This window comes from Burkholderia sp. NFPP32 (assembly GCF_900119325.1).
Taxonomy (GTDB): domain Bacteria; phylum Pseudomonadota; class Gammaproteobacteria; order Burkholderiales; family Burkholderiaceae; genus Burkholderia; species Burkholderia pyrrocinia_C.
The window spans coordinates 13,263-35,622 of sequence record NZ_FPJP01000019.1 but is presented as its reverse complement, the minus strand read 5'-3'; the positions used below and the strand labels follow the sequence as shown (position 1 = coordinate 35,622).

Below are 22,360 nucleotides of genomic sequence, written 5' to 3'. Positions count from 1 at the left end.
ACCCCGAACCTCAATATTTCCTGCCGGACCTGATCGACCACCGGGCGGTCCGGCCCGCTCGGCGGCTTGATTTACTGCATTCTCGCGGCGCGTGCGCGCGTGACCGAATACTGCAGCGTCGACGGCTGCAGCATCGCGTCGAAATTCACCGGCTCCTCGGCCGGGTGCACGACGAGCAGCGCCTGGATCGCGAAGTAGAGCGCGTTGGTCGCCTGCTCGTTCAGCTCGAACGTCACCTGTACCTGCTGCAGGCGCGGCTCATGGCGCGCGATGGCCTGCTGGATCGACTTGCAGATGAACGCGCGGTCGTAGTGACTCGCGAGGCTCAGCCCCGCGAAATCGTTCAGCCCGTAGGTCAGCACCGATTTCTGGCATTCCGGCAGCTCGGCCAGCTCGTTCTCGGTGTGCGCGATACGGGTGTTGAGGATCGCCTCGACGTCGCGGGCGACCGTGGTCTTGAGCTCGTCCAGCGACAATTGCCGCATCGCTGCCGAGGCCGGCAGGTGCGGTTCGTCGTCGAACAGCTTGTCGAGAAAACTGGGTTCGAATCGTTTCATCGGCCGGTATGAACTACGAAAACGGCAACGGGACGCCGTGCGCCCCGTTGCCGCAACCGACCTTAGACCGCGTAGGTCTTGTCGTTCTTCGTCAGACTCCAGGCGCCCTGCGTGTTACCGCCCTGGTTGCCGCCGATCTTCTGCTGGGTTTGCTTCCACTGCACGGCCGCGTACTTCAGCGAGAACGTCTCGAGCGGCAGACCTTCTTCGCGAACGCTCGGGGCGATGCTCGAGATGATCACGTACTTGAGCTTGACTTCCAGATACTGCACGCGCTTGCCTTCACCGTCTGCGCGCGAGAAATGGACCGTCACCTCGTCGAACGTGGTGCCGCCCGAGGCGTGCTGGTACAGCAGCGGGCTCGACGAATCGATTTCCTTCGTGAAAATCATGTCGCCGTGCTCGCAACGCGTCATCGTGTGACCGCCAGCGGTCGATGCGGTTGCCGAACGCGGCTGAACGATCGAGTGATCCCACGATTTCAGTTCGATCCAGCCCTGATGGTCTTTGTCCGCGGATTCGCCCTTCACCGCCGGACTACCAAACTGCAAGTGCATATGTAACATGGCCCTTCGACTCCCCAAAGAGGTGGTTTTAACGTCCTACCCAGGCGGCCCGCCCGGGCGATTTACTCGCTTATGAATTTGCCGGTTTGGGCAGATCAGCGACAAGTCGCAGAGAAATCGAGAGTTCGTCGAGCTGAAAGTGCGGGCGCAGGAATGCGACCGAACGATACGAGCCCGGCTTGCCCGGAATCTCCGACACTTGTATGGATGCCTCGCGCAGCGGGAATTGCGCTTTCTGTTCCTGCGAGGCATTGTCGTCGAGCAGGACGTACTGCGAAATCCACCGGTTGAGGAAAGTCTCCACGTTCTGCGCCGATGCGAAGCTGCCGATCTTGTCCCGCATCATCGCCTTCAGGTAGTGCGCGACGCGCGATACCGAGAAGATGTACTGAAGCTGGGCGGACAGGACGGCGTTCGCATTCGCGCTGTCGGTGCTGTATTTCTTCGGCTTCTGCACCGACTGCGCAGCGAAGAACGCGGCGTAATCTGAATTCTTGCAATGGACGAGCGGGATGAAGCCGAGGTCGCTCAGCTCCTTCTCGCGGCGATCGGTGATCGCGATCTCGGTCGGGCACTTCAGCGCGACTTCGCCGTCGTCGGTCTTGAACGTGTGGGTCGGCAGGTCCTCGACGAGGCCGCCGCCTTCGACGCCGCGGATCGCCGCGCACCAGCCGAAGTCGTCGAACGCGGCCGTCAGGCGCGCAGCGAACGCCCACGCGGCGTTGCACCACAGGTACTTGTCGTGATCGGTGCCGTCGACGTCCTCGACGAAGTTGAAGTTCTCCGCGGTCTGGCCGTCCTTCGGATTGAACGGCAGGCGGCCGAGGAAGCGCGGCAGCGTCAGGCCGACGTAGCGCGAATCCTCGGCGTCGCGGAACGACTTCCACTTCGCGTATTCGACGGTATCGAACACCTTGCCGAGATCGCGCGGCTTGCCGAGGTCGGAGAACGACTCGAGGCCGAGCAGCTCGGGCGATGCCGACGCGATGAACGGCGCGTGCGCGGCCGCCGCGACGTGCGACATCTGCTCGATGAAGTACATGTCTTCCGGCTGGCGCGAGATCTCGTAATCGCCGATCAGCGCACCGAACGGCGAGCCGCCGAACGTGCCGAATTCTTCTTCGTAGACCTTCTTGAACAGCGCGCTCTGGTCGAACTCGCTCGCGCCCTTGAAGTCGCGCACGAGGTCGCGCTTCGGTGCGTGCAGCGCCTTGATCTTGATCGTCTGGCCCGTATTGCTTTCCTTGACCAGGTAATCCATCCCGCGCCACGTGCTTTCGAGGCGCTGGAATTCCGGCGCGTGCATCACCGCGGAAAGCTGCGTGGAAATCAGGCGGTCGAGTTCCGCGACGCGCGCGTCGATCGTGGCCGACAGGTTGTCCGACACGATCACCGTGCCGTCGAGCACCTGGTGCACGAGTTCGCCGATCAGGTCCTTCGCACGCGCATGTTCGGAATCGGATTTCGCGACCTTGCTCTTCTCGACGATGTCGTCGAGCAACGAGGTCCCGGCGGCGTATTCCGCGCCGCTGGTTTGGGCCGCAGCCGTTTGCTGGTTCATCTCAACACTCCGTCGTCATTCGCCGTCTTTGTCGCCGCCGGTGCCCTTCGCGAGCTCCTGCAGCTGCTGCGTGTTCTTCAGCACCTCGGACAGCAGATCCTCGAGCTTGTCGTTGCCGGCAAGCTTGTTGCGCAGGTCGGCGAGCTTCGAGCGCGCCTCGAGCAGGCGGCGCAGCGGCTCGACCTGTTCGACGACTTCGTCCGGGCTGAAATCCGACAGCGAGCGGAACTTCAGGTCGACCGCGAACTTGCCGCCTTCCGGGCTCAGGCGGTTTTCCACCTGGAACGCGGCACGCGGCTCGATCGCCTTCATCACGTCGTCGAAGTTGTCGCGGTCGATATTGACGAACTTGCGGTCGCGCAGCTTCGGCTGCTCGATTTCGGACTGGCCCGCCAGATCGCCGACGACCCCGACGACGAACGGCAGCTCCTTCACCTCGATCGCGTCGCCCTTCTCGACCTCATAGGTCAGCTGGACGCGCGGCGGCCGTATTTTCTGCAAGCTTTTCTGAATGCTTTCTTTCTTGGCCATCGACGGCTCCCAGGTTAGTTGTGGTTTTCGCGTCAGTTGCTTTCGCGTCAGTTGCGCAGCGCGCTGAACGGGTCGGCGCCGCCTTTCTGCGGCGCGCTGCCGCTCGACGTCGGCGGGGGCGGAGGCGGCGTCGTGGCGCCGCTGTCCGCTGGTGCCGCCGCGCCGGCTGCCACCTTCGGGCGGTGAATCGGGCGGCGGATCTTCTTCGTTTGCGATTTCTGCTCCGGCGGGAACAGCGCCGATTCGCCCAGCGTGTCGCGCAGTTGCTTCGCGAGCGTCTGCGCGTCCGACTTCGCGTCGCCCGCGAGCGACGCATCCTGGCGCAATTCGCCGAGCGACTGCGTCGCGATCCGCAGGCCGGCGACGGCCAGCACGCTCTTCGCCTGCCGGTCGGTCGCGTCGCGCTGCAGCGCTTCCTGGGCGGCGACGATCGCCTGGCCGTAGTGGTTCTGTGCGAACTGGATCTGCGCGATGCGCGACCACGGCTCCTCGCGCGTCGGATCCGACTTCGCGAGCTGCTGATACAGGCCGAGAGCCTTGTCCTGATCACCCGACTTCGCAACGGCGTCCGCATCGGCCAGCGACTTGTTGAAAACCTCGGCGCTCGGCGGCGTGGTCGACTGGCTCGCACAGCCGGCGATCACGCCGCAAGCCAGCACTACCCCAGACAGTTTTGCGAAGAGACGGTCTTTCATCGTTATATCCACCGGCGCGTGAGTTTTAAAATCGTTGAGAATCTGGTTCTTTTGCTTTGCAAGAAGCGCGCGGGTATAGTACCGATCAATTTTTCATAATTCAATCGTCGTGTGAAGAGTAATTCCTTTTAAAACCGGGCGCTACCCCCTCGAATGACCTCTCGCTGCGGGCTCGCGGCGGTTTTTCCTTCGGCCGGGACGCGCAAGTTTTACTGGCCGCACGACGCGCCGCCCGGGTGGCGGAAAAAATTTCCGAGCGCTTGCCGCGACGCAGGCGTGCTTAATAATTGAGCGATGCAATGTCGGGGATACGCGGCGAACGCGGAAATACCCGGCAGTTTTGACAGGGATAAAGGCGGCACGCCGGAAACACGATGAGATCGTCCATGATTCGCTACGCGCTGCCGCTGGTTGCCTGCGCCCTTCTGGCCGGATGCGCGGCCGCCCCGCTGCTCGGCTCGGCCGCGAGCGCCGTGATGTCGGCCGCCGGCATCGGCAAGCCCGAGCTGCCGGACGCACAGAAGCCGCCGCGCAATCTCGGGATCACGCTGGCTGCCGCGCCGAACCTGAATGCCGCGACCGACCACAAGCCGCTCGCGCTCGTCGTGCGGCTCTACGCGCTGAAGGATCCGACGTCGTTCCAGCAGGCGCCGTTCGACGCGTTCACCGATCCGACCAAGGAAAAGGCCGCGCTCGGCGCCGACCTGCTGAATGTGCGTGAAATCACGCTGATTCCGGGCCAGCGCTATACGGCGACCGAGAAAGTCTCGCGCGAAGCGCAGGCATTCGGCATCGTCGCGCTGTTCCGCGATCCCGCACTGCAACGATGGAAACTGACGTTCGATCCGGCGAAGTCGGAGAAATCCGGCATAATCATCGGCCTGCATAATTGCGCGATGACGGTCACCGACGGCACCGTCATCGCACCGCAACAGGGTGCGCCTTCACAACCGCTGAATATGCTGTCTTCGGTCTCCTGCGGTTAAGCATGACGCACGAATGTCAATTAACAAGAGTTAACAATTGGCGATTTAATTCGGGCACGAACAAATCGATTACATCGCAACGCCACATTAACCGGATTTGACATGAGTTATTCGGCCAAGGTGCTGTGGGGGGAAGGGCTGTTCCTCCGGCCTCAACACTTTCAGCGACAGGACGCGTACCACGAGGCGCGCCTGTTCGAGTCCATCCAGGCGATCCAGCCGTACAACTGGGGCGTGCGCTCCGTGCGCATCGACCGCGACGCACTCGGCAGCAACGTGCTGCGGGTTGCCGATCTCGCGCTCGTGTTCCCGGACGGCGCGCTGTATGCCGCGCCGCAGGCCGACGACCTGCCGCCGCCGATCGCGCTGGACACGCTGCCCGACGGCATCAACGAATTCGTGTTCTATCTCGCGCTGCACCCGCTGCGCGAAAACGGCACCAACTACAGCGACGATCCGGCCGCCGGCTTCATGACGCGCTTCGTCAGCGAGCAGACGAGCGTCGCCGACAACTTCACCGACGCGGCCGAAGCCGACATCACGTTCCTGAAGACGCAGGTCAAGCTGATCGCGCACAGCGAACCGCGCGATCAGTTGCTGTCCGTGCCGCTCGTGCGCGTGCGCCGCACCGCGACGTCCGGTTTCGAGATCGACGACAGCTTCGTGCCGCCGTGCCTCGCGATCGACGCGTCGCCGATCCTGCACCAGCGGCTGCGCCAGCTGGTCGACGCGCTGCAGGCGAAGGTGAACGCGTTGTACGGCTTCCACCGCGAGCCGTCGAAGAACATCATCGAATTCCGCTCGGGCGACATCGCGTCGTTCTGGCTGCTGCATACCGCGAACGCCGCGTTCGCGACGCTCGCGCACCTGCACCAGCACGCGGCGCTGCATCCGGAGCGGCTGTTCCAGGAACTGCTGCGCCTCGCGGGCCAGCTGATGACGTTCTCGAAGGGCTATACGCTCGCCGATCTGCCCGTGTACCGCCACGACGATCCGGGGCCGAGTTTTGCGCGTCTGGACCTGATGCTGCGCGAGCTGCTCGACACCGTGATCTCGACGCGCTACTTCGCGATCACGCTCGACGAGGTGCGTCCGTCGTTCCACCTCGGCCGCCTCGATTCGGGCAAGATCGACGACAAGACCGAGTTCTACCTGGCGGTGTCCGCGGACATGCCGAGCGTCGAGCTCGTCGATGCCGTGCCGGCCCGCTTCAAGGTCGGCGCACCCGACGACGTCGACAAGCTCGTGCTGTCGGCGATGCCCGGCGTGCGGCTGTCGTACACGCCGCAGGTGCCGCCCGCGATTCCGGTGCGGCCAGGCGCGTGCTACTTCTCGCTCGATTCGCGCGGCGCGCTGTACGAGCGCATGCTGCAGGCCCAGTCCGCAATGATCTACGCGCCGACTGGCATCAATGACCTGAAGTTCGAACTGATCGCGGTCACATCATGAGCTACGCGCCTTCCCTGTTCGGCGACAACGCGCCGGCACCCATGCATACCCCGGCGTCGACGGACTCCGCGTTCCAGGCCCGTTCGCTGCTCGACCTGCTGTACGACGGCTTCTTCATGCTGTTCCTGCTCAAGAACGGCCGCGAGCCGGACAGCGCGAGCGAGTTCAGTACGCGGATCCAGGAATTCCTGTCGGATTTCGAGCGCGGCGCGAAGAAGCTGAATATCGCCGCCGAGGATGTGTACGCCGCGAAGTTCGCGTTCTGTGCGGCCATCGACGAGATGGTGCTGTCGTCGCAGTACAAGATTCGCACGGACTGGGAGCGCCGGCCGCTGCAGCTCGTGCTGTTCGGCGAGCAGTTGGCGGGCGAGAAGTTCTTTCAGTATCTCGAGGAATGTCGTGCGCAAGGTGCGGCGCGGCTGCAGTCGCTCGAAGTGTTTCATATGTGCCTGCTGCTCGGGTTCCAGGGGAAGTATCTGCTCGAGGGGCCGGAGAAGCTCGCTTATCTGACGGCGCGGCTGGGGGATGAGATCGCGCACATGAAGGGCAAGCGGGCGCAGTTCGCGCCGCATTGGCCGTTGCCGGATCAGATCGCGCACCGGTTGAAGCGCGAGGTGCCGGTTTGGGCGATCGGGGCGGTGTTTGCGCTGGTGGCGTTGCTGGGGTTCCTTGGGCTCAATACGTATCTGAAGGACAAGACGCTGCAGGCGCTGGCGCCTTATTCGCAGGTGATCAAGGTAGGCCCGGAGTCGGCTAATTTGACGATTTCGTTGCCTTGAGGGGTGCTTCGCGAGAGCGTCGCCTCATGAGGAAAAGGACCGCCGAGCGGTCCTTTTTTGTTTCGGCGCGCTCGTTGCGTGTCGTCAGAAAAGAATGAATGCGTCGTTTTCGACATAGAACACGAACGCATCGAACAACTGCGCAAGCGTAGGTTCGTCGATCTGGTCATGCGCGTTGATCACGATGTCCTCGATCGTTGAGCTGCCCAATGTGATCTGCCAGCCGGGTTGGGTTGCGATGACGGGGAGCGCGCCCTCGTCGGTATCGTTCGTGTCTTCGGAGAAGGCGCCCTCGGTGTCGGGCGTCCACGGCATCGGCGGCAGGTAGAGCCATCCGGAGAAATCGCCGGGGGTTTCGAGGACTTGTTTCAGGCTGACTGCAGTCGCCGTATCGGTCGAGGTAGGCATTATGTTCGGAGCATCGGATAAAAGCGGCTGCCGATTCGAATCACGCTGCACGGGAACGCTTCACCCACGTGCCGTCAACGAATCCCTGCGGGCGTCGGATGTGTCCTATCGCCCTGCGGCACCTGGAACGCGAAACCGTGGCATCCAGCGGATGCCGTATCGTCAAAGGCCGTGATTATGCCAATGAACCGCGAAATTCGACACTCGACGTTCCGAACGTTGACAGGTCCAACGCACGACCGGGCAGGACATGTTGACGATGCCCCGCGTCGTCACGATATGCGGATAGCGCACTGATACAGACGCAGCCGCTCAGCTGCTTTATCGTGAGAGCTGAACGGCCACGAAAACTGTCACGACGCGTGCGAATCGATCGCGCTATATCAAGGTTGATAGCGAATCGTTTCATAGATCTTGGCCATACCTTGCTTCGCAACGCTCTCGTTAGCAGCCAATCCCGACGAGAAGACAACGCAGGTCCAGCCTTTGCCGCAGACCTTACTGGTGACGAGATCGAGACGATGCGCATAAAGCTCATCGTCGTTGAAGATCTTGTGCGTATAGCGCGAAGCCAACGCCGGATACTTGTCGCCCAGCATGATCGGCACAAAGTCCGCTTTCGTGTACTGAGTGGGCTTGTCGTCCACCTGACTCTCGTAAAGATATTGCGCAGTACTTTCGAAAGAAGGTGCGGCCTTGGTTCGCAGCACCTGAACAACAACGTCCAGATTCAGTACTTCGAATGCGGACTTGTCGGCTTCGATACTGACGCCCCGGCCATCGGTGTCCCGGAGTCGATCGTTTGCCGTGACCTTCCAGTCCGCAGGGAGCTGGAAGGTCAGGCCGTTGGCTTTGAAGAGCTTTGGACGCGTCAGATCAGGGGAGGCGGCAGCTCTAGGCCGGAAATCGTCAGCATATGAAACTGTCGAAAGTGCGAGGAGGATTAAAGGCACAATAACTATTCGCATAGGCGACTCCACCAGTCCAAAACTCCAATCTTCCAGTTCGATATCCCAATTGCGCACACTTCATCACGCGTGAGCATCGAGTCGTAGAACGTCTTCGGTCTTCTTTGCGTGGGCTGTCATCGCCTCCGACACCACATCGCCATCGTCCGCGGTCAGCTACTGCTCCACCTACGAACCGATGTACTTGTACTTTAGGTTCAGGTCATCACTCTTACCGCTCAGTTCGACGTGCAAAATGGGCTCCTGCGCCTTCCCATCCACCCAAAGGATGCATTCCGCGCCCCAGGATTGACCGTCGTCCATCTCGAAGAGATCAATGTATGGTCTCGATCCTTTCTTGCCCGAAAAAGCCACTTCAATCGGCGCTAAGCTGATACTAGGTTTTCTTCCAAAATAATCGTCGAGCGATTCGCATATCTCATCGAGAATCGGTTCGGTGACCCCGAACGTCGACTCCAGTAGATGCTTGTCCATCGAGTTGAGTGCGCCAAGGAATTCGGAAATCACTTTATAAGCCTGATCATTCAATGACGGGGGCATTTCAGCCTCATTCGTTTCGATGGTGTGCTCGTCCCAGAACCGGCATTTGCACCAATGCTGGAGAAATAGCCTAGTGCGCGTAAGACAGCGCACTTAGCCGCTTTGGGGCTTAGCCCGGCAGCCTTCAGTGAGTTGAAGGCTACTACAGTCTCGCTTCCTAAGGTGCCGGCAAGAGACGCGTTGTCCTGAGTCTGGTTCGCGCGGTAGTGCGGCGCTCCGCGAGTGGTACCGTCAGCGTTTCGTCCCTGCAAACTGATCGCTGGGGCGTCGTTGTAATCATAGTTCGGCAGACCATTCACGGCTGCATCTTGGTAAATGCGATGGGAGTCTTGCTGGCCGCCGATCTTTCCCAGGTTCCCGTGCCTCCCGGTTACTACTCCTTCGTCGGCTAGAATCTTCTCGCGATTGTCTGCGCAGGGACATTTCGCGAGCCCTAGCGGATCGATCAAGCGTGCTGGATGATGTGATGACCGTCCGCAGGTGTTTCTGACTCTGATCCATACGCGCGGCCGTTTTCTCGCATATTTGCGAGAACCTTCTCACAGTCGCATGGACAGCGCGCCAAGCCAAGGGGGTCAACCCATCCAACCGGATTGGGCGCGTACTGATAGACGTTGATGCCGCCTTCAAGGCCAATTGGGTCCCTGCTGATGAAGCGCCCGGTGCCCGGATCATAGTACCGATGCCGGTTATAAACAAACCTCCTGGACGCATTCCGCCCTCACACCGGCCGTAATCCCTTGTCCCGCAAGCCTTCGCGTCACCCTACCCCGGCACGTCCGCATTTTTTCGCCAGGACGCGATTCCTTGCAATCCCTGACACTTCGCACCAGACCTCACTGGCGCATTGAATGAAGGCCAGATGAACATCGGTCAGCGCTCCAGAAACGACAAACCCGGCGCTCGGCCGGGTTCGCTTCACTGCGCGTTAATACACCACTGTGGGCCAGCAAACCGGCGCAAGCCTATCCGGCAGTAGAGAAATTTCTGCGTTAACGCAAACTCCAGTCCACTGCCGGATAGGCTACCACCGGGTTTTATCCGGCCAACCTGGATGACCGGACATACCGGATTCCTGTTCGGGTAGCGCGGTTGCATCACGGTCGAACACGGCGCACTCATCATCACCGCCGCTTAAACAACGAATGGCCGCAAATGCGGCCATTCGTCTTAAGGTGTTGCCTCGAAATACCAAATTAAAAAATCATTAAAGGTCGCCCAGCGAGCCGGCACTTTTCCTTGCAGGAAATCATCCAGCACTGCAATGTCGAGGTCATAAACTGCTTGGTCAGTCTTGTTATACAGGTACATACCCTCGCTCTCATCCGACGTCAGCGCAAGATATTGCTCAGGGACATGATAGCGATCACGGACATACTCCGTTTGATCTGGTATCGCAGGAATCGCGGGCCCCTCTATATCCAGAAGCTCAGCGACGGACCGACGGCTTATAAAGCTCCCCTGATACCGTAGATAAAACTCACCAAACTCCGAAGTCGGAGAAACCCCAAAGTTAAGGAGTACTTTCTCTGCCGACTTCGAATCGGTGCGAGCCACATCACCGCTAGCCGTGGCTAGGTAATGCTCTACTGTCGATGGAATCATAAACTACATCCTCCGTTTTTAGCTGCACTGGCAGCAGCCCCACGATCTTTCCAATATTGGCTTCGATCAACATCAAACGCACCGCGATCAACGGGGAAGTCAGGATTCTTTTGGTTCCCGAACGGATGCAACGCCTCTCGACCTGCGCCACTCGCCGCTCTATGAGTGCTAGTGGTCACCTCGAATAGAGGGCCAACGGATTGCTGCCGCGAATGGTGCAATTGAATCTGTTGCGGCACGCCATCCTTCATCATGAATGGCGCACCACCCTCCATCGCGCGTTGCAAATTCGTTTTCCCGCGATGCTCCATATCCCAATCAATGTCCTGCTGGAATACGGTATAGGAAAGATCCGTTCCCTTTTTACACGGCCCCCAAGTCGTCTTTTTGAATCGACTCAGGCCCAGCGGATCAACCCATTCGGTCGGATTCGGCGCGTACTGATAGACGTTGATCCCGCCGTGTAGCCCGATCGGGTCCCTGCTGATGAAGCGCCCGGTGCCCGGATCATAGTACCGATGCCTGTTATAGTGCAGCCCCGTCTCATCATCAACCCGCTGTCCCTGAAACCGCAACGAATTCTTCGCTACGATCCCCGCCGCCTTCGACGCCCGAGCGATCACCTCCCGCGCTTCACCCCACGCCTTGTACGACGCTTCCCACACCACGTCACCGTCGTCATCAGTCAGCAGTTGAGGCGTGCCGATCTGGTCACAGTGGTAGTAGAAGAGCGCAGCGCCACCCCGCCGCTCCGGCATCTTCTGCAGCGGATCTTCCTCCGGCACATAGCGATCGGTACTCTTCCACTCCGGCGTCTCGATTCCCTCTACCGGTTCCGCCACATACTGCGCCAGCGGCACGAACTTCCCCGGCTCGTAGAGATAGTGCGTACCACGCTCGCTATCGCTCTCATACGCCAGCGTATCGCCATCCCACCCGAACACCGTCCGCTCGCCGTTCACCTCCTTCGCAATCCGGCGACCGAACGCGTCATAGAAATACCGCGCCTGGCTCTGCCGCGACGTCTCCGCAACCCGTGCCGACAGCAACCGATTGAACGCGTCCCACTCGTATTCCTGCTCTCCCGCCGGCGTACGCTTGCGCACCAGATTCCCGCGTGCGTCGTACTCGAAGTGCGTCCCCGCATACGCCTTCAGCAGGTTGCCCAGCACCTTCGGCACCTCAACCGGCAACGTGCTTTCCGGCCGCACCGGGCTAGGACGAGATGCTGGCATCTCCGTGGTCCGCACCGGATCGATGATGTTGCTCGCCGGATCGAATGCAAACCGCTCCTTCGCGATGGGACTAACCGCCTCGATCAACCGCCCGACCGGGTCATACCGATAGTCGGTCCCGCCCTTGCGGCTGTCCTCGATTCGCGACAACTGCCCCGCCGCGTCATAGCGATACCGCCGCTCGGCAAGCGGCGCCGGAGACGTCGATCGCTGGATCGTCTGCTGCAGCACGCGTCCGGCCGGATCGTAGTGCGTGCGCTGCCCGAGCTTGCTCGACAGCACGCGTACCGTCTCGCGATGAAGGTCATCGCGCTCGAACTGCACACGCTCCTCGCCATCGAGCAACATCCCGTGCACATGCCCCGAGCCATACATCAACCAGTCGACCGCATGCCCGTCCGGCCGCACCGTCCGTCGCCGGTTACGGAGTTCGTCGTATTCGTGATGCCACACATAGCTGCGTCGCTCGCCGAACAGATCGTATGCGTGATGTTCTCGCACGAGATTGCCGACCGGATCGAAGAAGAACTGCACGCGGCTGTACCGATTCACCGCGTCAATCAACCGGCCGCTCGGGTCGTACGCAAATCGCTCCGCGCTCTCCCCCGCGACGCGCTTCAGCAGCCGGCCGCTCGCATCGACGTCGATCGACGTCACGCAACCGGCCTCATCGACCGAAACAAGGCTGCCGCTGTCCGGATCGTACTGATAGCGCGTCGACTTGCCGTCGAAGCCGACTTCCTCGATCAGCCGCCCGGCCGGATCGTAATGGAACTGGTACGTCGCAAAGTTGGCATCGGTCAGCGCAGTCAGCCTGCCGAGGCGATCGTAGCGATACGCGATCGTCTGGCCCAGCGCGTCCGCGCGGCTCGCGATGCGACCCGCCGCGTCGTAGCCGTATCGCGTCGAGCGATCGAGTTGATCGGTATGCCGCAACAAGCGGCCTTCGGCATCGTATTGCACCTGCTCGACACCCGCAGGCGAGCGAACTTCGGTCAGCTGCCCGTTCGGGCCGTACCGATACGCAACCACGCCGCCCGCCGCATCTTTTGTCTCGATCACGCGGCCCGTATCGTCGTAGCGCCACTCCGTCTTTTTCCCGGAGCAGTCCGTGTAGCTTGCGATCTGCCCGGCGTCGTTGTATTCGAGCGTCTTCGAGCCGTCCTTCGCATCGGTAATCTGCGTCGGCAACCCGTTGTCGTTGTATTCGTACTTCGTCGAATGCTCGAGCGGATCGATTTCCTCGACGAGGTTGCCCGCGTCGTCGTATTTGCGCTGCCACACATGCCCGTTCGGATCGACGAGCCGCACCATCTGATCCTTGTCGTCGTACGCCATCTCGACAATGCTGCCGTCCGCTCGCTCATGCCGAACGAGGTTACCGCGCGCATCGTATTCCCGGCGTTCGATGCTGCCGTCCTGACGGATATGCAGCACCAGATTGTGATGCGCATCGCGCCGGAACCACTCCTGATTGCCGTCCGGATACACGATCCGGTACACATAGCCGTGAATGTTGAAGTAGTACCGCGTCATCTGACCCAGCGCGTCGGTCACGTAAGTCAGACGGATGTTCGGATTCCATGCGAGCCGGATGTCGAGGCTGCCGTCATCCGCATATTCGCGGACGCACTTCGCGTCCGCATTGTCGTCGGCGTCCGCGCCTTCCCATTCGAGCGTCATTCCGCGACCGGTGCGATCGGTATAGCGCGTCACAAGGTGACGGTGATACTGATAGGTCCGCGCGTTGCCGTGACGATCGACCGCGCGCACGAGATCGCCGTTCGCATCGTATTCGTAGCTCGCCAGCAGGCGGCGCTCGCCGCCCTTCAACACGTGCTCGATCTGCACGATCCGCCCATGCCGGTCGTGCTCGAACGCAAGCACATTGCCGCTCGCGTCGATCAGGCGCGCAAGGCGATCAAGTGCATCGTAGTCCAGCGTGATCGTGTTTCCGGCCCGATCTTTCTGCATCGCGAGCCGGAATGCGTCGCCGCGACGCTCGTACACATGCAGCACGGCATGGCCGTATGCGATCGTCACCCACGTATCGTCGAGTCGCGCCAGCGTCAGGTTCTCCGACAGATCGTCGTGCACAGCCCCCGCCGAGAGCGCGGGATAGTCGATGCTGCGCCCCTCCGCATCGCGATAGATCCACTGACCATTCCTGATGTCGATACGCGTCGTATAGGGCGTGATCCATCGCGCACCGAGTTCGCCGTCGTCATACGCAGACAGTCGGGAACGATAGGTACGCTCCCAAACGAGCGGCAGCGCCCCCGGCAGGTCGAAATCCACATGCGAGAACGTCTCGTCACCGAACGCGAAATCGATCGATGCCGGCGACGACCCGAGCCCGCATGCCTTGCACGCGCTCTTCCCCGGCCCTTCGGCCGGCGCCTGCCCGTTGGTTTTCTCCAGCCCTTCCTGCTCGCGCGTCTTCTTCGCCTGACTCTTTCCGCTGGCCTTCACATCGGCGCTCTGCTCATGAAGCTTCGCGCGTGCCTTGACGCGCCCGACCGCCTCGATAAGCTGCAACACCAGCCACATCATCTTGCCTTCTTCGCTGCCGGCGAGCGAACGGATCGATGTCGCGATCTTCGGTGCCTCGGTCCGAAGGAATGTCACCGTGCCGCGAAACGGCTCGAGCCAGGCATCGGGCGTCAACGACGCGACGGTGCCCGCGGTCTTGTTGACGGCCTTCTTGCCGAGCGCCTTGGTGCCCTCGTACGCGAACTGGATGCCGTCACCGACCCGACTCGGGCTGTACCACGGCCGGTTGTCGGCCATCTTGTCCGCGAGCGCTTGCTGGCGTTTCAGGTTGGCGCTGGCATCGAACAGCTGGCCGTGCAGCGCCTTGTCCATGCCGGTCGCCAGCGCGAGCATGATCTCCTCGGCTTTCGACGCGCATCCGTCCAGCAGGTCGACGAGGCCAGCTTTCAGCTTGTTGAGAAAATCCTCGATCTCGGTCGCGCAGGTCGCGTTGATGTGCGTAACCAGCACGGAGATGATCGCCGCGCCGAGATTGTTGCGCGTCGCCATCAGTTCATGGCGAACGAGCGCAAGCAGCGGGCGCGCCGACATCCGGAACGGCGCGAGCGTCGGCGGAATCGGAATGATGCCGAGCAGGTTGATCGCGAGGCTCATGTAGTCGAGCACCTGACCGCCGCGCTTCTCGATGATTTCGGCGATATCGCCGAGCGCATCGACCATCGCCATGATGTTGCCGACGATCGGCACCGCGCCGGCAAACGTCTTCACATCCTCGAACGTGATGTGGTCGCCGCTGATCCGCCGCAACCACGCATCGAAGCGGTTGCCGACCGCGGCGACGTCTTTCGGGGAAACATCACTAAGCCAGGTAACGGCCTGTTCCTTCTCGGCGCCCGGTGGTAGTTGTTGTGCCATGTCGTTTTTCGTTCGAATCGCGATTTAGTTGTTCTTGACGGCTGACGCGCCGCCCTCTCAGGATTTCAGCGGTCCGCCAAACCCGCTCGTCGGCAGCTTCATGCCGGTCGCACCGGCCGCCGACGCCACCGTCGTCGCGCCCTTGCCCGCAATCCCCGCGACACCGGGCAATGCGCCCTGCAGCGCCCCGGATGCGGCGTTCGCCGCCGGCGCGGCCAGCGCCGCGAGTCCGCCTTGCCGTGCAGCCTGCACCATCCCGGCCACCTGCTTCGCGGCACCGCTCAGGCTCGAAGCCGTCTGCAACGCAGACGCCACGCCCGCGCCGCCGAGCGCAGTCGCCGCAGCCGGCATCGCGGAACTCGCCAGCCCGCCCAGCGCAGCGCCTGCGCCACCGCCGCTCACGAACCCCATGGCAGCCGTCGCCGCGGCAGGCGTCATCCCCTGCAACTGGCTGGCAAGCTGCCCTGTCGCCGCTGCCTGCGCGGCTTCCGGCGATGGCTCGACGGGCTCCGCCGGCCACTTCGCCTGCTTGAAGTAGTTCGCCGGCTGATCCGACTCGCGTGGGTCCTTGCCGAACTCGACACGCACCGCACCGGGCGGCAGCCCGCTCACGACCGTGTAGCCGCTGTTGTCGAGCGCGCCCTTCTTCAGCACCGCGCCGTTCACGTCCTTCACCGTGAACAGCCCGCCCTTCACCGCCTCGCCGTTCACGTACTTGTGAAACAGCTCGAGCTGCCCCGGCTGATCCGGCCGCGGACTCGGCAACGGATACCCCATGCTCGCCGGCCCAGCGAACGTATGCGACGCGCCCTTCACATCCACCGCACCCGGCGTGTGAATCTCGATGTTCCCGCCTTGAATGCGGATATACCCGCCGCCGCTCGTCAGCAGAATCCCCTGATCGGCCGCGATCTCGATCCGGTCGGTCGCCGACACGATCTTCACCGCCTTCTGCGCGGTCACCTCGACGTTGTCCGACTTCGCCTGGATCTCGACCTTGCCCTTGCCCGCGAACAGCTTCATCCCCGCGTTCTGCACGAACAGGCTCAGCTTCTGCCCGATGCTGCCGATCAGCGACTTGCCCGCCGCGACGTGTACGCTCTGTCCGCTCGCGACGTTCACGTGATCATTCGCAACCACATGCACCGACTGCTGCGTCGACATCCCGATTCCCGACGGGCTGCCGAACAGCATCACCGGCTCCTTGAACGCGTTCGCATTGCCCGTGCCGCCGCCTGCCGTACGTCCGCCGGACGCGCTGCCCGATGCGCTGTCCTGCGTCGCGTCCGTGAACGCGCGCATCGTGTCCTGCGCGTCCTTCAGGCTTTCCGCCTGATGCTGTTCGCTCACGCCCGACATCGCCTCGACCAGGCTCTCGCCCGTCACGAGCTGCTGCTGCGCCTCTTTCACGTCGAGCGGCTGGCTGTTCGCCGCCTTCGGATGCGTCGTCACGTACAGGCCCTGGCTCGCCCGCACCGCACCGTACGCATCGGAGCGCAGGTCGAACCCGCTGCCGAGATACGCGCCGCGCGAATTGCCGCTCTGGTCGATGATGTAACCGAGATGCAGCAGGCTGTTCGCGCTGCTGCTCATCAGCTGCACGCGGTTCTGCCCGGTCGCGTCGTCCATCACGAGCTGGTTGTAGCCGCTGCCCGAATACTCTTTCGACCGATATCCGGACAGGATCCCGTCGGTATGCCACTGCGGCTGGTTCGCGCCGTTGTACACGCGCCCGACCGCAAGCGGCCGGTCGCAGTCGCCGCCGACGTAGTCGATCAGCACTTCCTCGCCGATGCGCGGCACGTGCACGCCGCCGTAGCCGCCCCCCGTATCCGACTGCACGACGCGCACCCAGCACGATGCATTCTCGTTGCCCGGGTTCAGGCGGTCCCACACGAACTGCACGCGAATCCGGTTCAACGCGTCCGTATAGACTTCCTCGCCCTGCGGCCCGACGACGATCGCCGTCTCGAGATGCATCTCCGGCTTGTGATGCTCGAACGGGCTGCGATACGGCACGCTCGCGCGTTGCGCTTCGACTTCGACGAGATAGAAGCCGGTCGAGCCATCATCGTGCGGCACGCGAAATGCGGGATCGGCGCCGTAGCGCTCCTGCGCCTGCGTCAATGCCTCGCGCAGACTGTATGGAAAGTCCGCGCTGTCGCTCGCGACGGGCAGATTGTTCTCGATCCACCACGCCACCTCGATCGCGGCGAATTCGCGCTGATCGGCGGGATCGCGATCGTGCTCGGGATGGTCGGCCAGCGTGAAGCGTCTGCCCACATCGATCGCGCGCACGCCACCCGCGCCATGAAAACGCTTTGCCTGCGACTCCCATTCCTCCATCTTGACCTTTGTCAGATGGTCGCCGCGCGTCTGGTCCAGGTATGTATAAGCGCCCGTGTACTCGTAGACTTCGAGCTGGTCGGGCAACTCGCCCTGGCCGCCCATCGTCGGCAGCGACGTGCCTTTCGGGTTCGACGGCTGCGAAGGATTCTTGTAGTCGAACGTGCGCGTCGTGCGCGTCACGCTCTGCAGCGTACGCGTGCCCGACCATTGCGTGAACGCGTCGGCTTCGCTGGCCGCGCCGCCGTGATAGAAGCGCACGGCCTCCGGCGACAGCGGCGCGAACGCCTGCAGGTTGTCGGTGATCACGAGCGTATGCGACTTGCCGTCGTCAGCCTGCTGCCACGCGCAGTAGAGCCCTTCGTTCTCCATCAGCCGATGCACGAAATGCCAGTCGGTGTCGTGCTGGCGCGTGTATGACCGGTTCGGCAGCGGTTTCGACAGCGCAAAGCGGAAATGGCCTTGCGCCTGCGGATGCTTGTTCAGCACGTCGGAAATGATCTGGTCGACGGTCGTGTCGTTCCAGAGCCGCTGATCGCGGCGGAACTTCAGGAAATGGGTGAAATCGGCGAACGCGAGCTGATATGTCGTGAGCCCGCCGTCGGCGCCCAGCCGGCGCGCGGTATGCACGTATCCGTTGATCGGCCGGTAGCTGCGGTCGCCCTGCTGAATCCACAACGTGACGGGCTGCGCGATCAGCTTTTTAAGTTCCAGATCGCTATCGGTCGACAGCACGTCGAGCGTGAACTCGTACGCACGCCCGATGCGCGAACGGCCGACCGCCCGCTGCACGGTCAGGGTATTGGCTCCTAACGGCGTATCGAGCTTCAGCAGCCGGCCCTGCTGAAGCAACCCGCCGCGCAATGCGGCAATTGTGTTCTGCATGTTCATGAACGGCCTTTTCTTCTTTTGACGCGCCCTCGGATGGCGCCGGCATTTGATTCCGCTCGCGCGATTTTACAGATAAATTACGGCACGAACCCGAGATATGACCTGATTTAAAAGAACATTTCGAGTGCAATCGGAAAATATCCGGGCGGGACTGCTCACCGAATTGCTCGCCCCCCCAGCCGAACCGATTCCTGTCCACCCCACAGGAAGTCAGTCGCCTCTCCCCATGAAATCGATTGCAATCAGGGCCAATTCGACTTTCGGTGCGGCGCGGTTGCGAGTAGTGTCTACGTGCCCGTATTGCGGCCCACCGGGCGCGGCCGGCGCCCGGCGCTCACCACAACACCGTACTGAACACTGGAGATCTGCGATGAAACGTTCGAAGTTCCTGCTGTCGGGCCTGCTGCTCGCATCGGCCGTCGGCTTCACGGCCGTCGCCGCGCACGCGGAAGACCTGCTCGATTCGGTGAAGAAAGCCGGCGTGCTGCGCGTCGGCCTCGAAGGCACGTATCCGCCGTTCAATTCGCGCGGTACGTCGGGTCAACTCGAAGGCTTCGACGTCGACGTCGCGAACGCGGTCGCCGGCAAGCTCGGCGTGAAGACGCAGTTCATCCCGACCGAATGGAGCGGCATCATCGCGGGCCTGCAGGCCGGCAAGTTCGACGTGATCGTCAACCAGGTCACGATCACGCCGCAGCGCAAGGAAGTGCTCGACTTCAGCCAGCCGTACACGTACTCGGCCGCGCAGCTGATCCAGCGCAAGGACGACACGCGCAACTTCAAGTCGCTCGACGATTTCAAGGGCAAGAAGCTCGGCGTGACGCTCGGCACCAACTACGACCAGATGGCGCGCACCGTGCCGGGCATCGAGGTGCAGACGTATCCGGGCGCGCCGGAGAAGCTGCGCGACCTCGCCGCGGGCCGGATCGAGGCGACGCTCGACGATCGCCTGATGCTGCCGTACATGATCAAGACGTCGAACCTGCCGCTGCGCGCGGGCGCGGTGCTGAACGGCGGCAAGCAGGAAATGGCGATCCCGTTCCGCAAGGGCAACCCGAAGTTCGAGAAGGCGATCAACAACGCGCTGGAGTCGCTGCAAAAGGACGGCACGCTGAAGAAGATCTCGATGCACTGGTTCGGCAGCGACGTGACGGTGCCGGTCGCGCAGTAAGCGGTTTCCGGCGTCTCGGCGCGTCACGCCCTTCGTCTCGATGAAGGCGTGACGCTTCCTCTCAGGCCGCTTCGTCGAAGCGCGCCAGCAGCATCTGGCCGATCGGCGTCAGCGCCGGGCGCGCCGCCACCGCGTTCATGCGCACCTGCGTATCGACGACCAGCCGCTTTTCGACCAGCACGGCGAAGGCCTGATTCGATTGATCGACGCTGTCAGGCGCACGCGCAATGCGCAGCAGCATCGAGAATTCATGCGGACTCAGCATGGTCCCAGTCTCCTGATCGTTCGCGATCCGGGTCGAATCGGCGTCGATCGTGTTTTCAAATGTTCGAATGAAATGGTGGAATGCGTGAACGGTACGCCGCCGGGAGCGAGATCCCGGTTGCCCGCCTGCGACGCGGGCACGTCGTCGGAAGCTGGTTGCGCACGCCCCGGCCCCGGCGATGTCGCCGCGACGGGAACGTAACCTTATGGGCGCATCGTGACGCGACCGTGACAGTAGAACGGGGAGCAACGGCGCGCGTCGCACGCGCGTTCGGTCCGATACCGATCCGGTTGCCGAAGATGAAGTGCCTCGCGTTCGTGGCCGCCAGCCGCGCGCTTTCCCGCTTTCCTTTTCGCGCCTGTCAGCGCGGATCAACCGAATACGGAATGCCGCTGCGTGCCGATTCGCCAGCATCGCGCATGCAGCGCACGAACACGTTCACCGCACGCCCGAGCGGCATCCCGACGAGCACGCCCCACACCGCGAACGACAGCATCACGAAGCCGCTCGCCGCCGCCCACGGCGCGCGTGCGGCAACCGCGTAATGCATGCAGGTTTCGGCGACGAAAGTCAGCATCAGCGTGACGAGCAGGCTCGCATCGCCGGGCAGGCGCACGCGCAAGCCCGACGGCGTCGCACGGAACGCGAGCCGCCAGCGGCTCGCATGCAGCCAGCCCAGCGCGGCGCCGGCCAGGGTAGCCGCCAGCGCGATCGCATTCGCGTCGATGCCCGCGTGCGGAAAGAGTCCGTTCAGGCTGACGATGCCGAGCATCCCGAACGCGACGGGCGAGATCAGCGGTCGCGCCGCCGGCACCTCGCGCGGGAAACAGCGTTTGATGCCGATGTAGAGCAGCATGCAGAACATCACGCACACGTAAGGCTTCAGGTGAAAGAGCGCGGACATGGTTGGAGTCGCCTGATCGGTATGGACACGGCTACACCGTACTGCCCGGCCCCTTCGCGCGGCGCGGTTTGCGACGGGAGGCAGGAATTCGCGGACGAATTGCACGTCGTAGCGACGGTCGTTCGGCGAGCCGGGAGGATTGACGCGCCATCGAATCAGGCATTCGACAACATCCGAAAGGCCCCGCTTCGACAACCGATCGGCGTTTCGTGCGCGGCGCGAAACCGGTGTCGTCCGATGCCCTTCTGCAACGCGTTCCACTAAACTCGTGACCGAAACCGGCCAACCGTCGGCGGCCGATGCGCTTCGTCGAAGCCGCGCACCGTTCGTCGCAGCTCGTACGCTGCCGGCACATCCGGCGGTAAAGTCAGGCCCTATGCGCATCACGCGCCCACACTCACCCGACATCATGCGAGCCAGGTCCGACACTTCGCCGATTCCGCAGCCGCCCGCCGGCAGCGCGCCGCAATGGCTGCGCGATCCGATGGCGCTGCTCGGGTTTGCGTGCTTCAACTCGGTCGTCGGCCTGGGCTTCTGGGTCATCCATTTCAACGAACCCGTCGCCCCCTACCTCGTCGTCGCCAACGCCATCGGCTTCTGCGCGCTGCTGTCGAGTGTTGCCGCCAACCGGCTGCTGCCACGCGTGTCGGGGCTTGCGCTGAAGGCCGTCGTGATCGCACCGGTCAGCGTCTTCGCCGGTTTCGAGATCGCGGCGGCGATCATCGGCGGGAAGGTGCCGCATGTGCTCGGTTCGGCACGCATCGTCTCGTGGGACAACTACGGGCCGTCGTTCCTGGTTTCGGCCGTCCTGTTCGTATGCGTGTCGCTGTTCCTGCAATCCATGCGCATGCGTGCGACGCTCGAAACCGAGCGGCGCGAAGCCGCCGAAGCGCGCCAGGCCGAGACCGCCGCGCGCCTGGCGTTGCTGCAGGCGCAGATCGAACCGCACTTCCTGTTCAATACGCTCGCGAACGTGCAGAGCCTGATCGGGCGAGATCCGGCGCGCGCATCGACGATGCTCGACAGCCTGAACCGATACCTGCGTGCAAGCCTCCGACGCACGCGCAATGCGAAGTCGACGCTCGGCGAAGAGCTCGAACTCGTCGACGCTTTGCTGAAGATCGCGTCGATCCGGCTCGGCGAGCGGCTGTCGTATGCGATCGACGTGCCGGCGGATCTGCACACGTTGCCGTTCTCGCCGCTGCTGCTGCAACCGCTCGTCGAGAATGCGCTGCTGCACGGGATCGAGCCGTCGATCGACGGCGGCGTAATCGTCATTCGCGGAAGGATGCAAGGCGACAGGCTCGCATTGAACGTGATCGACACGGGCATCGGCCTCGGTAAAAGCGACACGCACCTGCATGGCGGCGTCGGGCTCGCCAACGTCGCCGCACGCATCAGGACGCTGCACGGCGAGCGCGGCCGCGTCACCGTCGAGACGAACACCGGCGCCGCGCACGGTGTCACCGCAACCCTGCTGATTCCGATCGACTGA

General features: G+C 62.7%; 18 protein-coding genes and 1 pseudogene. 5 read left to right on the top strand and 14 right to left on the bottom strand.

All coding sequences use genetic code 11. The features are described from left to right. Positions 1–71 precede the first annotated feature (71 nt). From tssE to BT264_RS28035, 5 genes are all read right to left on the bottom strand, one after another. The gene (gene tssE, locus BT264_RS28055) at positions 72–557 is read right to left on the bottom strand and encodes a type VI secretion system baseplate subunit TssE (protein WP_072442955.1); all 486 of its coding nucleotides are present in this window, start codon (positions 555–557) and stop codon (positions 72–74) included. A 62-nt stretch (positions 558–619) separates the two neighbouring features. After that, on the bottom strand, positions 620–1,123 hold the full coding sequence (locus tag BT264_RS28050; RefSeq protein WP_006477093.1) for an Hcp family type VI secretion system effector: 504 nt from the start codon (positions 1,121–1,123) through the stop codon (positions 620–622). A gap of 70 nt (positions 1,124–1,193) precedes the next feature. Further along, positions 1,194–2,684, bottom strand: coding sequence for a type VI secretion system contractile sheath large subunit (gene tssC / locus BT264_RS28045; protein ID WP_072442954.1), 1,491 nt, complete (start codon positions 2,682–2,684; stop codon positions 1,194–1,196). Between the two features lie 15 nt (positions 2,685–2,699). Further along, the gene (gene tssB / locus BT264_RS28040; protein WP_006484395.1) at positions 2,700–3,215 is read right to left on the bottom strand and encodes a type VI secretion system contractile sheath small subunit; all 516 of its coding nucleotides are present in this window, start codon (positions 3,213–3,215) and stop codon (positions 2,700–2,702) included. A gap of 47 nt (positions 3,216–3,262) precedes the next feature. Then, positions 3,263–3,910, bottom strand: a complete 648-nt coding sequence (locus BT264_RS28035) for a tetratricopeptide repeat protein (protein ID WP_072442952.1) — start codon at positions 3,908–3,910, stop codon at positions 3,263–3,265. A 374-nt stretch (positions 3,911–4,284) separates the two neighbouring features. Between BT264_RS28035 and tssJ the strand changes: the two genes are divergently transcribed. The 3 genes from tssJ (at position 4,285) to icmH (ending at position 7,124) form a co-directional block, all read left to right on the top strand. Continuing rightward, on the top strand, positions 4,285–4,896 hold the full coding sequence (tssJ, locus tag BT264_RS28030) for a type VI secretion system lipoprotein TssJ (RefSeq protein ID WP_072442950.1): 612 nt from the start codon (positions 4,285–4,287) through the stop codon (positions 4,894–4,896). A 102-nt stretch (positions 4,897–4,998) separates the two neighbouring features. Beyond that, the gene (gene tssK, locus BT264_RS28025) at positions 4,999–6,345 is read left to right on the top strand and encodes a type VI secretion system baseplate subunit TssK (RefSeq protein WP_034183674.1); all 1,347 of its coding nucleotides are present in this window, start codon (positions 4,999–5,001) and stop codon (positions 6,343–6,345) included. Further along, positions 6,342–7,124 (top strand): type IVB secretion system protein IcmH/DotU, encoded by a 783-nt coding sequence (gene icmH, locus BT264_RS28020; RefSeq protein WP_072442947.1) that lies wholly within the window; start codon positions 6,342–6,344, stop codon positions 7,122–7,124. Before tssK ends, icmH begins: the two co-directional genes overlap by 4 nt. A gap of 84 nt (positions 7,125–7,208) precedes the next feature. Here icmH and BT264_RS28015 read toward each other — a convergent pair whose 3' ends face one another. The 7 genes and pseudogenes from BT264_RS28015 to tssI all read right to left on the bottom strand — a co-directional run bounded on the left by BT264_RS28015 (position 7,209) and on the right by tssI (position 18,525). Next, the gene (locus BT264_RS28015) at positions 7,209–7,532 is read right to left on the bottom strand and encodes a DUF7716 domain-containing protein (RefSeq protein ID WP_072442946.1); all 324 of its coding nucleotides are present in this window, start codon (positions 7,530–7,532) and stop codon (positions 7,209–7,211) included. Positions 7,533–7,915: 383 nt separating this feature from the next. Then, a complete protein-coding gene (locus BT264_RS28010) occupies positions 7,916–8,500 on the bottom strand; it encodes a hypothetical protein (protein ID WP_143155773.1) in 585 nt (194 codons plus the stop codon). Positions 8,501–8,668: 168 nt separating this feature from the next. Further along, a complete protein-coding gene (locus tag BT264_RS28005) occupies positions 8,669–9,040 on the bottom strand; it encodes a hypothetical protein (RefSeq protein WP_072442939.1) in 372 nt (123 codons plus the stop codon). Positions 9,041–9,598: 558 nt separating this feature from the next. Then, positions 9,599–9,734, bottom strand: a pseudogene (locus tag BT264_RS40575) (RHS repeat-associated core domain-containing protein); the annotation flags it as partial. Positions 9,735–10,210: 476 nt separating this feature from the next. Continuing rightward, positions 10,211–10,645 carry an SMI1/KNR4 family protein gene (locus tag BT264_RS27995; protein WP_143155772.1) on the bottom strand — a complete coding sequence of 145 codons (435 nt, stop codon included), beginning with the start codon at positions 10,643–10,645 and terminating at the stop codon, positions 10,211–10,213. Beyond that, positions 10,642–15,288 carry an RHS repeat-associated core domain-containing protein gene (locus BT264_RS27985; RefSeq protein WP_083534223.1) on the bottom strand — a complete coding sequence of 1,549 codons (4,647 nt, stop codon included), beginning with the start codon at positions 15,286–15,288 and terminating at the stop codon, positions 10,642–10,644. The genes BT264_RS27995 and BT264_RS27985 overlap by 4 nt, the downstream gene beginning before the upstream one ends. A gap of 57 nt (positions 15,289–15,345) precedes the next feature. Then, positions 15,346–18,525 (bottom strand): type VI secretion system Vgr family protein, encoded by a 3,180-nt coding sequence (gene tssI / locus BT264_RS27980; RefSeq protein ID WP_072442935.1) that lies wholly within the window; start codon positions 18,523–18,525, stop codon positions 15,346–15,348. Between the two features lie 370 nt (positions 18,526–18,895). Here tssI and BT264_RS27975 point away from each other — a divergent pair, with 370 nt between their 5' ends. Next, positions 18,896–19,696 carry a cystine ABC transporter substrate-binding protein gene (locus BT264_RS27975; protein WP_072442933.1) on the top strand — a complete coding sequence of 267 codons (801 nt, stop codon included), beginning with the start codon at positions 18,896–18,898 and terminating at the stop codon, positions 19,694–19,696. Positions 19,697–19,757: 61 nt separating this feature from the next. On the opposite strand, the gene BT264_RS27970 is transcribed toward BT264_RS27975, so the two are convergent. Together BT264_RS27970 and BT264_RS27965 are read right to left on the bottom strand one after the other, a co-directional pair. Then, positions 19,758–19,961 carry a hypothetical protein gene (locus BT264_RS27970; protein ID WP_072442930.1) on the bottom strand — a complete coding sequence of 68 codons (204 nt, stop codon included), beginning with the start codon at positions 19,959–19,961 and terminating at the stop codon, positions 19,758–19,760. 361 nt (positions 19,962–20,322) lie between these two features. Beyond that, the gene (locus BT264_RS27965; RefSeq protein WP_072442928.1) at positions 20,323–20,865 is read right to left on the bottom strand and encodes a hypothetical protein; all 543 of its coding nucleotides are present in this window, start codon (positions 20,863–20,865) and stop codon (positions 20,323–20,325) included. Positions 20,866–21,337: 472 nt separating this feature from the next. Here BT264_RS27965 and BT264_RS27960 point away from each other — a divergent pair, with 472 nt between their 5' ends. Next, on the top strand, positions 21,338–22,360 hold the full coding sequence (locus BT264_RS27960; RefSeq protein WP_371287118.1) for a sensor histidine kinase: 1,023 nt from the start codon (positions 21,338–21,340) through the stop codon (positions 22,358–22,360).

Bases quoted from the DNA above. Each gene is read 5' to 3' on its own strand.
- BT264_RS28015 (WP_072442946.1), bottom strand. From the start codon at position 7,532: ATGCCTACCTCGACCGATACGGCGACTGCAGTCAGCCTGAAACAAGTC.
- tssK (WP_034183674.1), top strand. From the start codon at position 4,999: ATGAGTTATTCGGCCAAGGTGCTGTGGGGGGAAGGGCTGTTCCTCCGG.
- BT264_RS27985 (WP_083534223.1), bottom strand. From the start codon at position 15,288: ATGGCACAACAACTACCACCGGGCGCCGAGAAGGAACAGGCCGTTACC.
- tssB (WP_006484395.1), bottom strand. From the start codon at position 3,215: ATGGCCAAGAAAGAAAGCATTCAGAAAAGCTTGCAGAAAATACGGCCG.
- BT264_RS28010 (WP_143155773.1), bottom strand. From the start codon at position 8,500: ATGCGAATAGTTATTGTGCCTTTAATCCTCCTCGCACTTTCGACAGTT.
- BT264_RS28005 (WP_072442939.1), bottom strand. From the start codon at position 9,040: ATGCCCCCGTCATTGAATGATCAGGCTTATAAAGTGATTTCCGAATTC.
- tssJ (WP_072442950.1), top strand. From the start codon at position 4,285: ATGAGATCGTCCATGATTCGCTACGCGCTGCCGCTGGTTGCCTGCGCC.
- BT264_RS28035 (WP_072442952.1), bottom strand. From the start codon at position 3,910: ATGAAAGACCGTCTCTTCGCAAAACTGTCTGGGGTAGTGCTGGCTTGC.
- BT264_RS27975 (WP_072442933.1), top strand. From the start codon at position 18,896: ATGAAACGTTCGAAGTTCCTGCTGTCGGGCCTGCTGCTCGCATCGGCC.
- BT264_RS27965 (WP_072442928.1), bottom strand. From the start codon at position 20,865: ATGTCCGCGCTCTTTCACCTGAAGCCTTACGTGTGCGTGATGTTCTGC.
- BT264_RS27970 (WP_072442930.1), bottom strand. From the start codon at position 19,961: ATGCTGAGTCCGCATGAATTCTCGATGCTGCTGCGCATTGCGCGTGCG.
- tssI (WP_072442935.1), bottom strand. From the start codon at position 18,525: ATGAACATGCAGAACACAATTGCCGCATTGCGCGGCGGGTTGCTTCAG.
- BT264_RS27995 (WP_143155772.1), bottom strand. From the start codon at position 10,645: ATGATTCCATCGACAGTAGAGCATTACCTAGCCACGGCTAGCGGTGAT.
- icmH (WP_072442947.1), top strand. From the start codon at position 6,342: ATGAGCTACGCGCCTTCCCTGTTCGGCGACAACGCGCCGGCACCCATG.
- BT264_RS28050 (WP_006477093.1), bottom strand. From the start codon at position 1,123: ATGTTACATATGCACTTGCAGTTTGGTAGTCCGGCGGTGAAGGGCGAA.
- tssE (WP_072442955.1), bottom strand. From the start codon at position 557: ATGAAACGATTCGAACCCAGTTTTCTCGACAAGCTGTTCGACGACGAA.
- tssC (WP_072442954.1), bottom strand. From the start codon at position 2,684: ATGAACCAGCAAACGGCTGCGGCCCAAACCAGCGGCGCGGAATACGCC.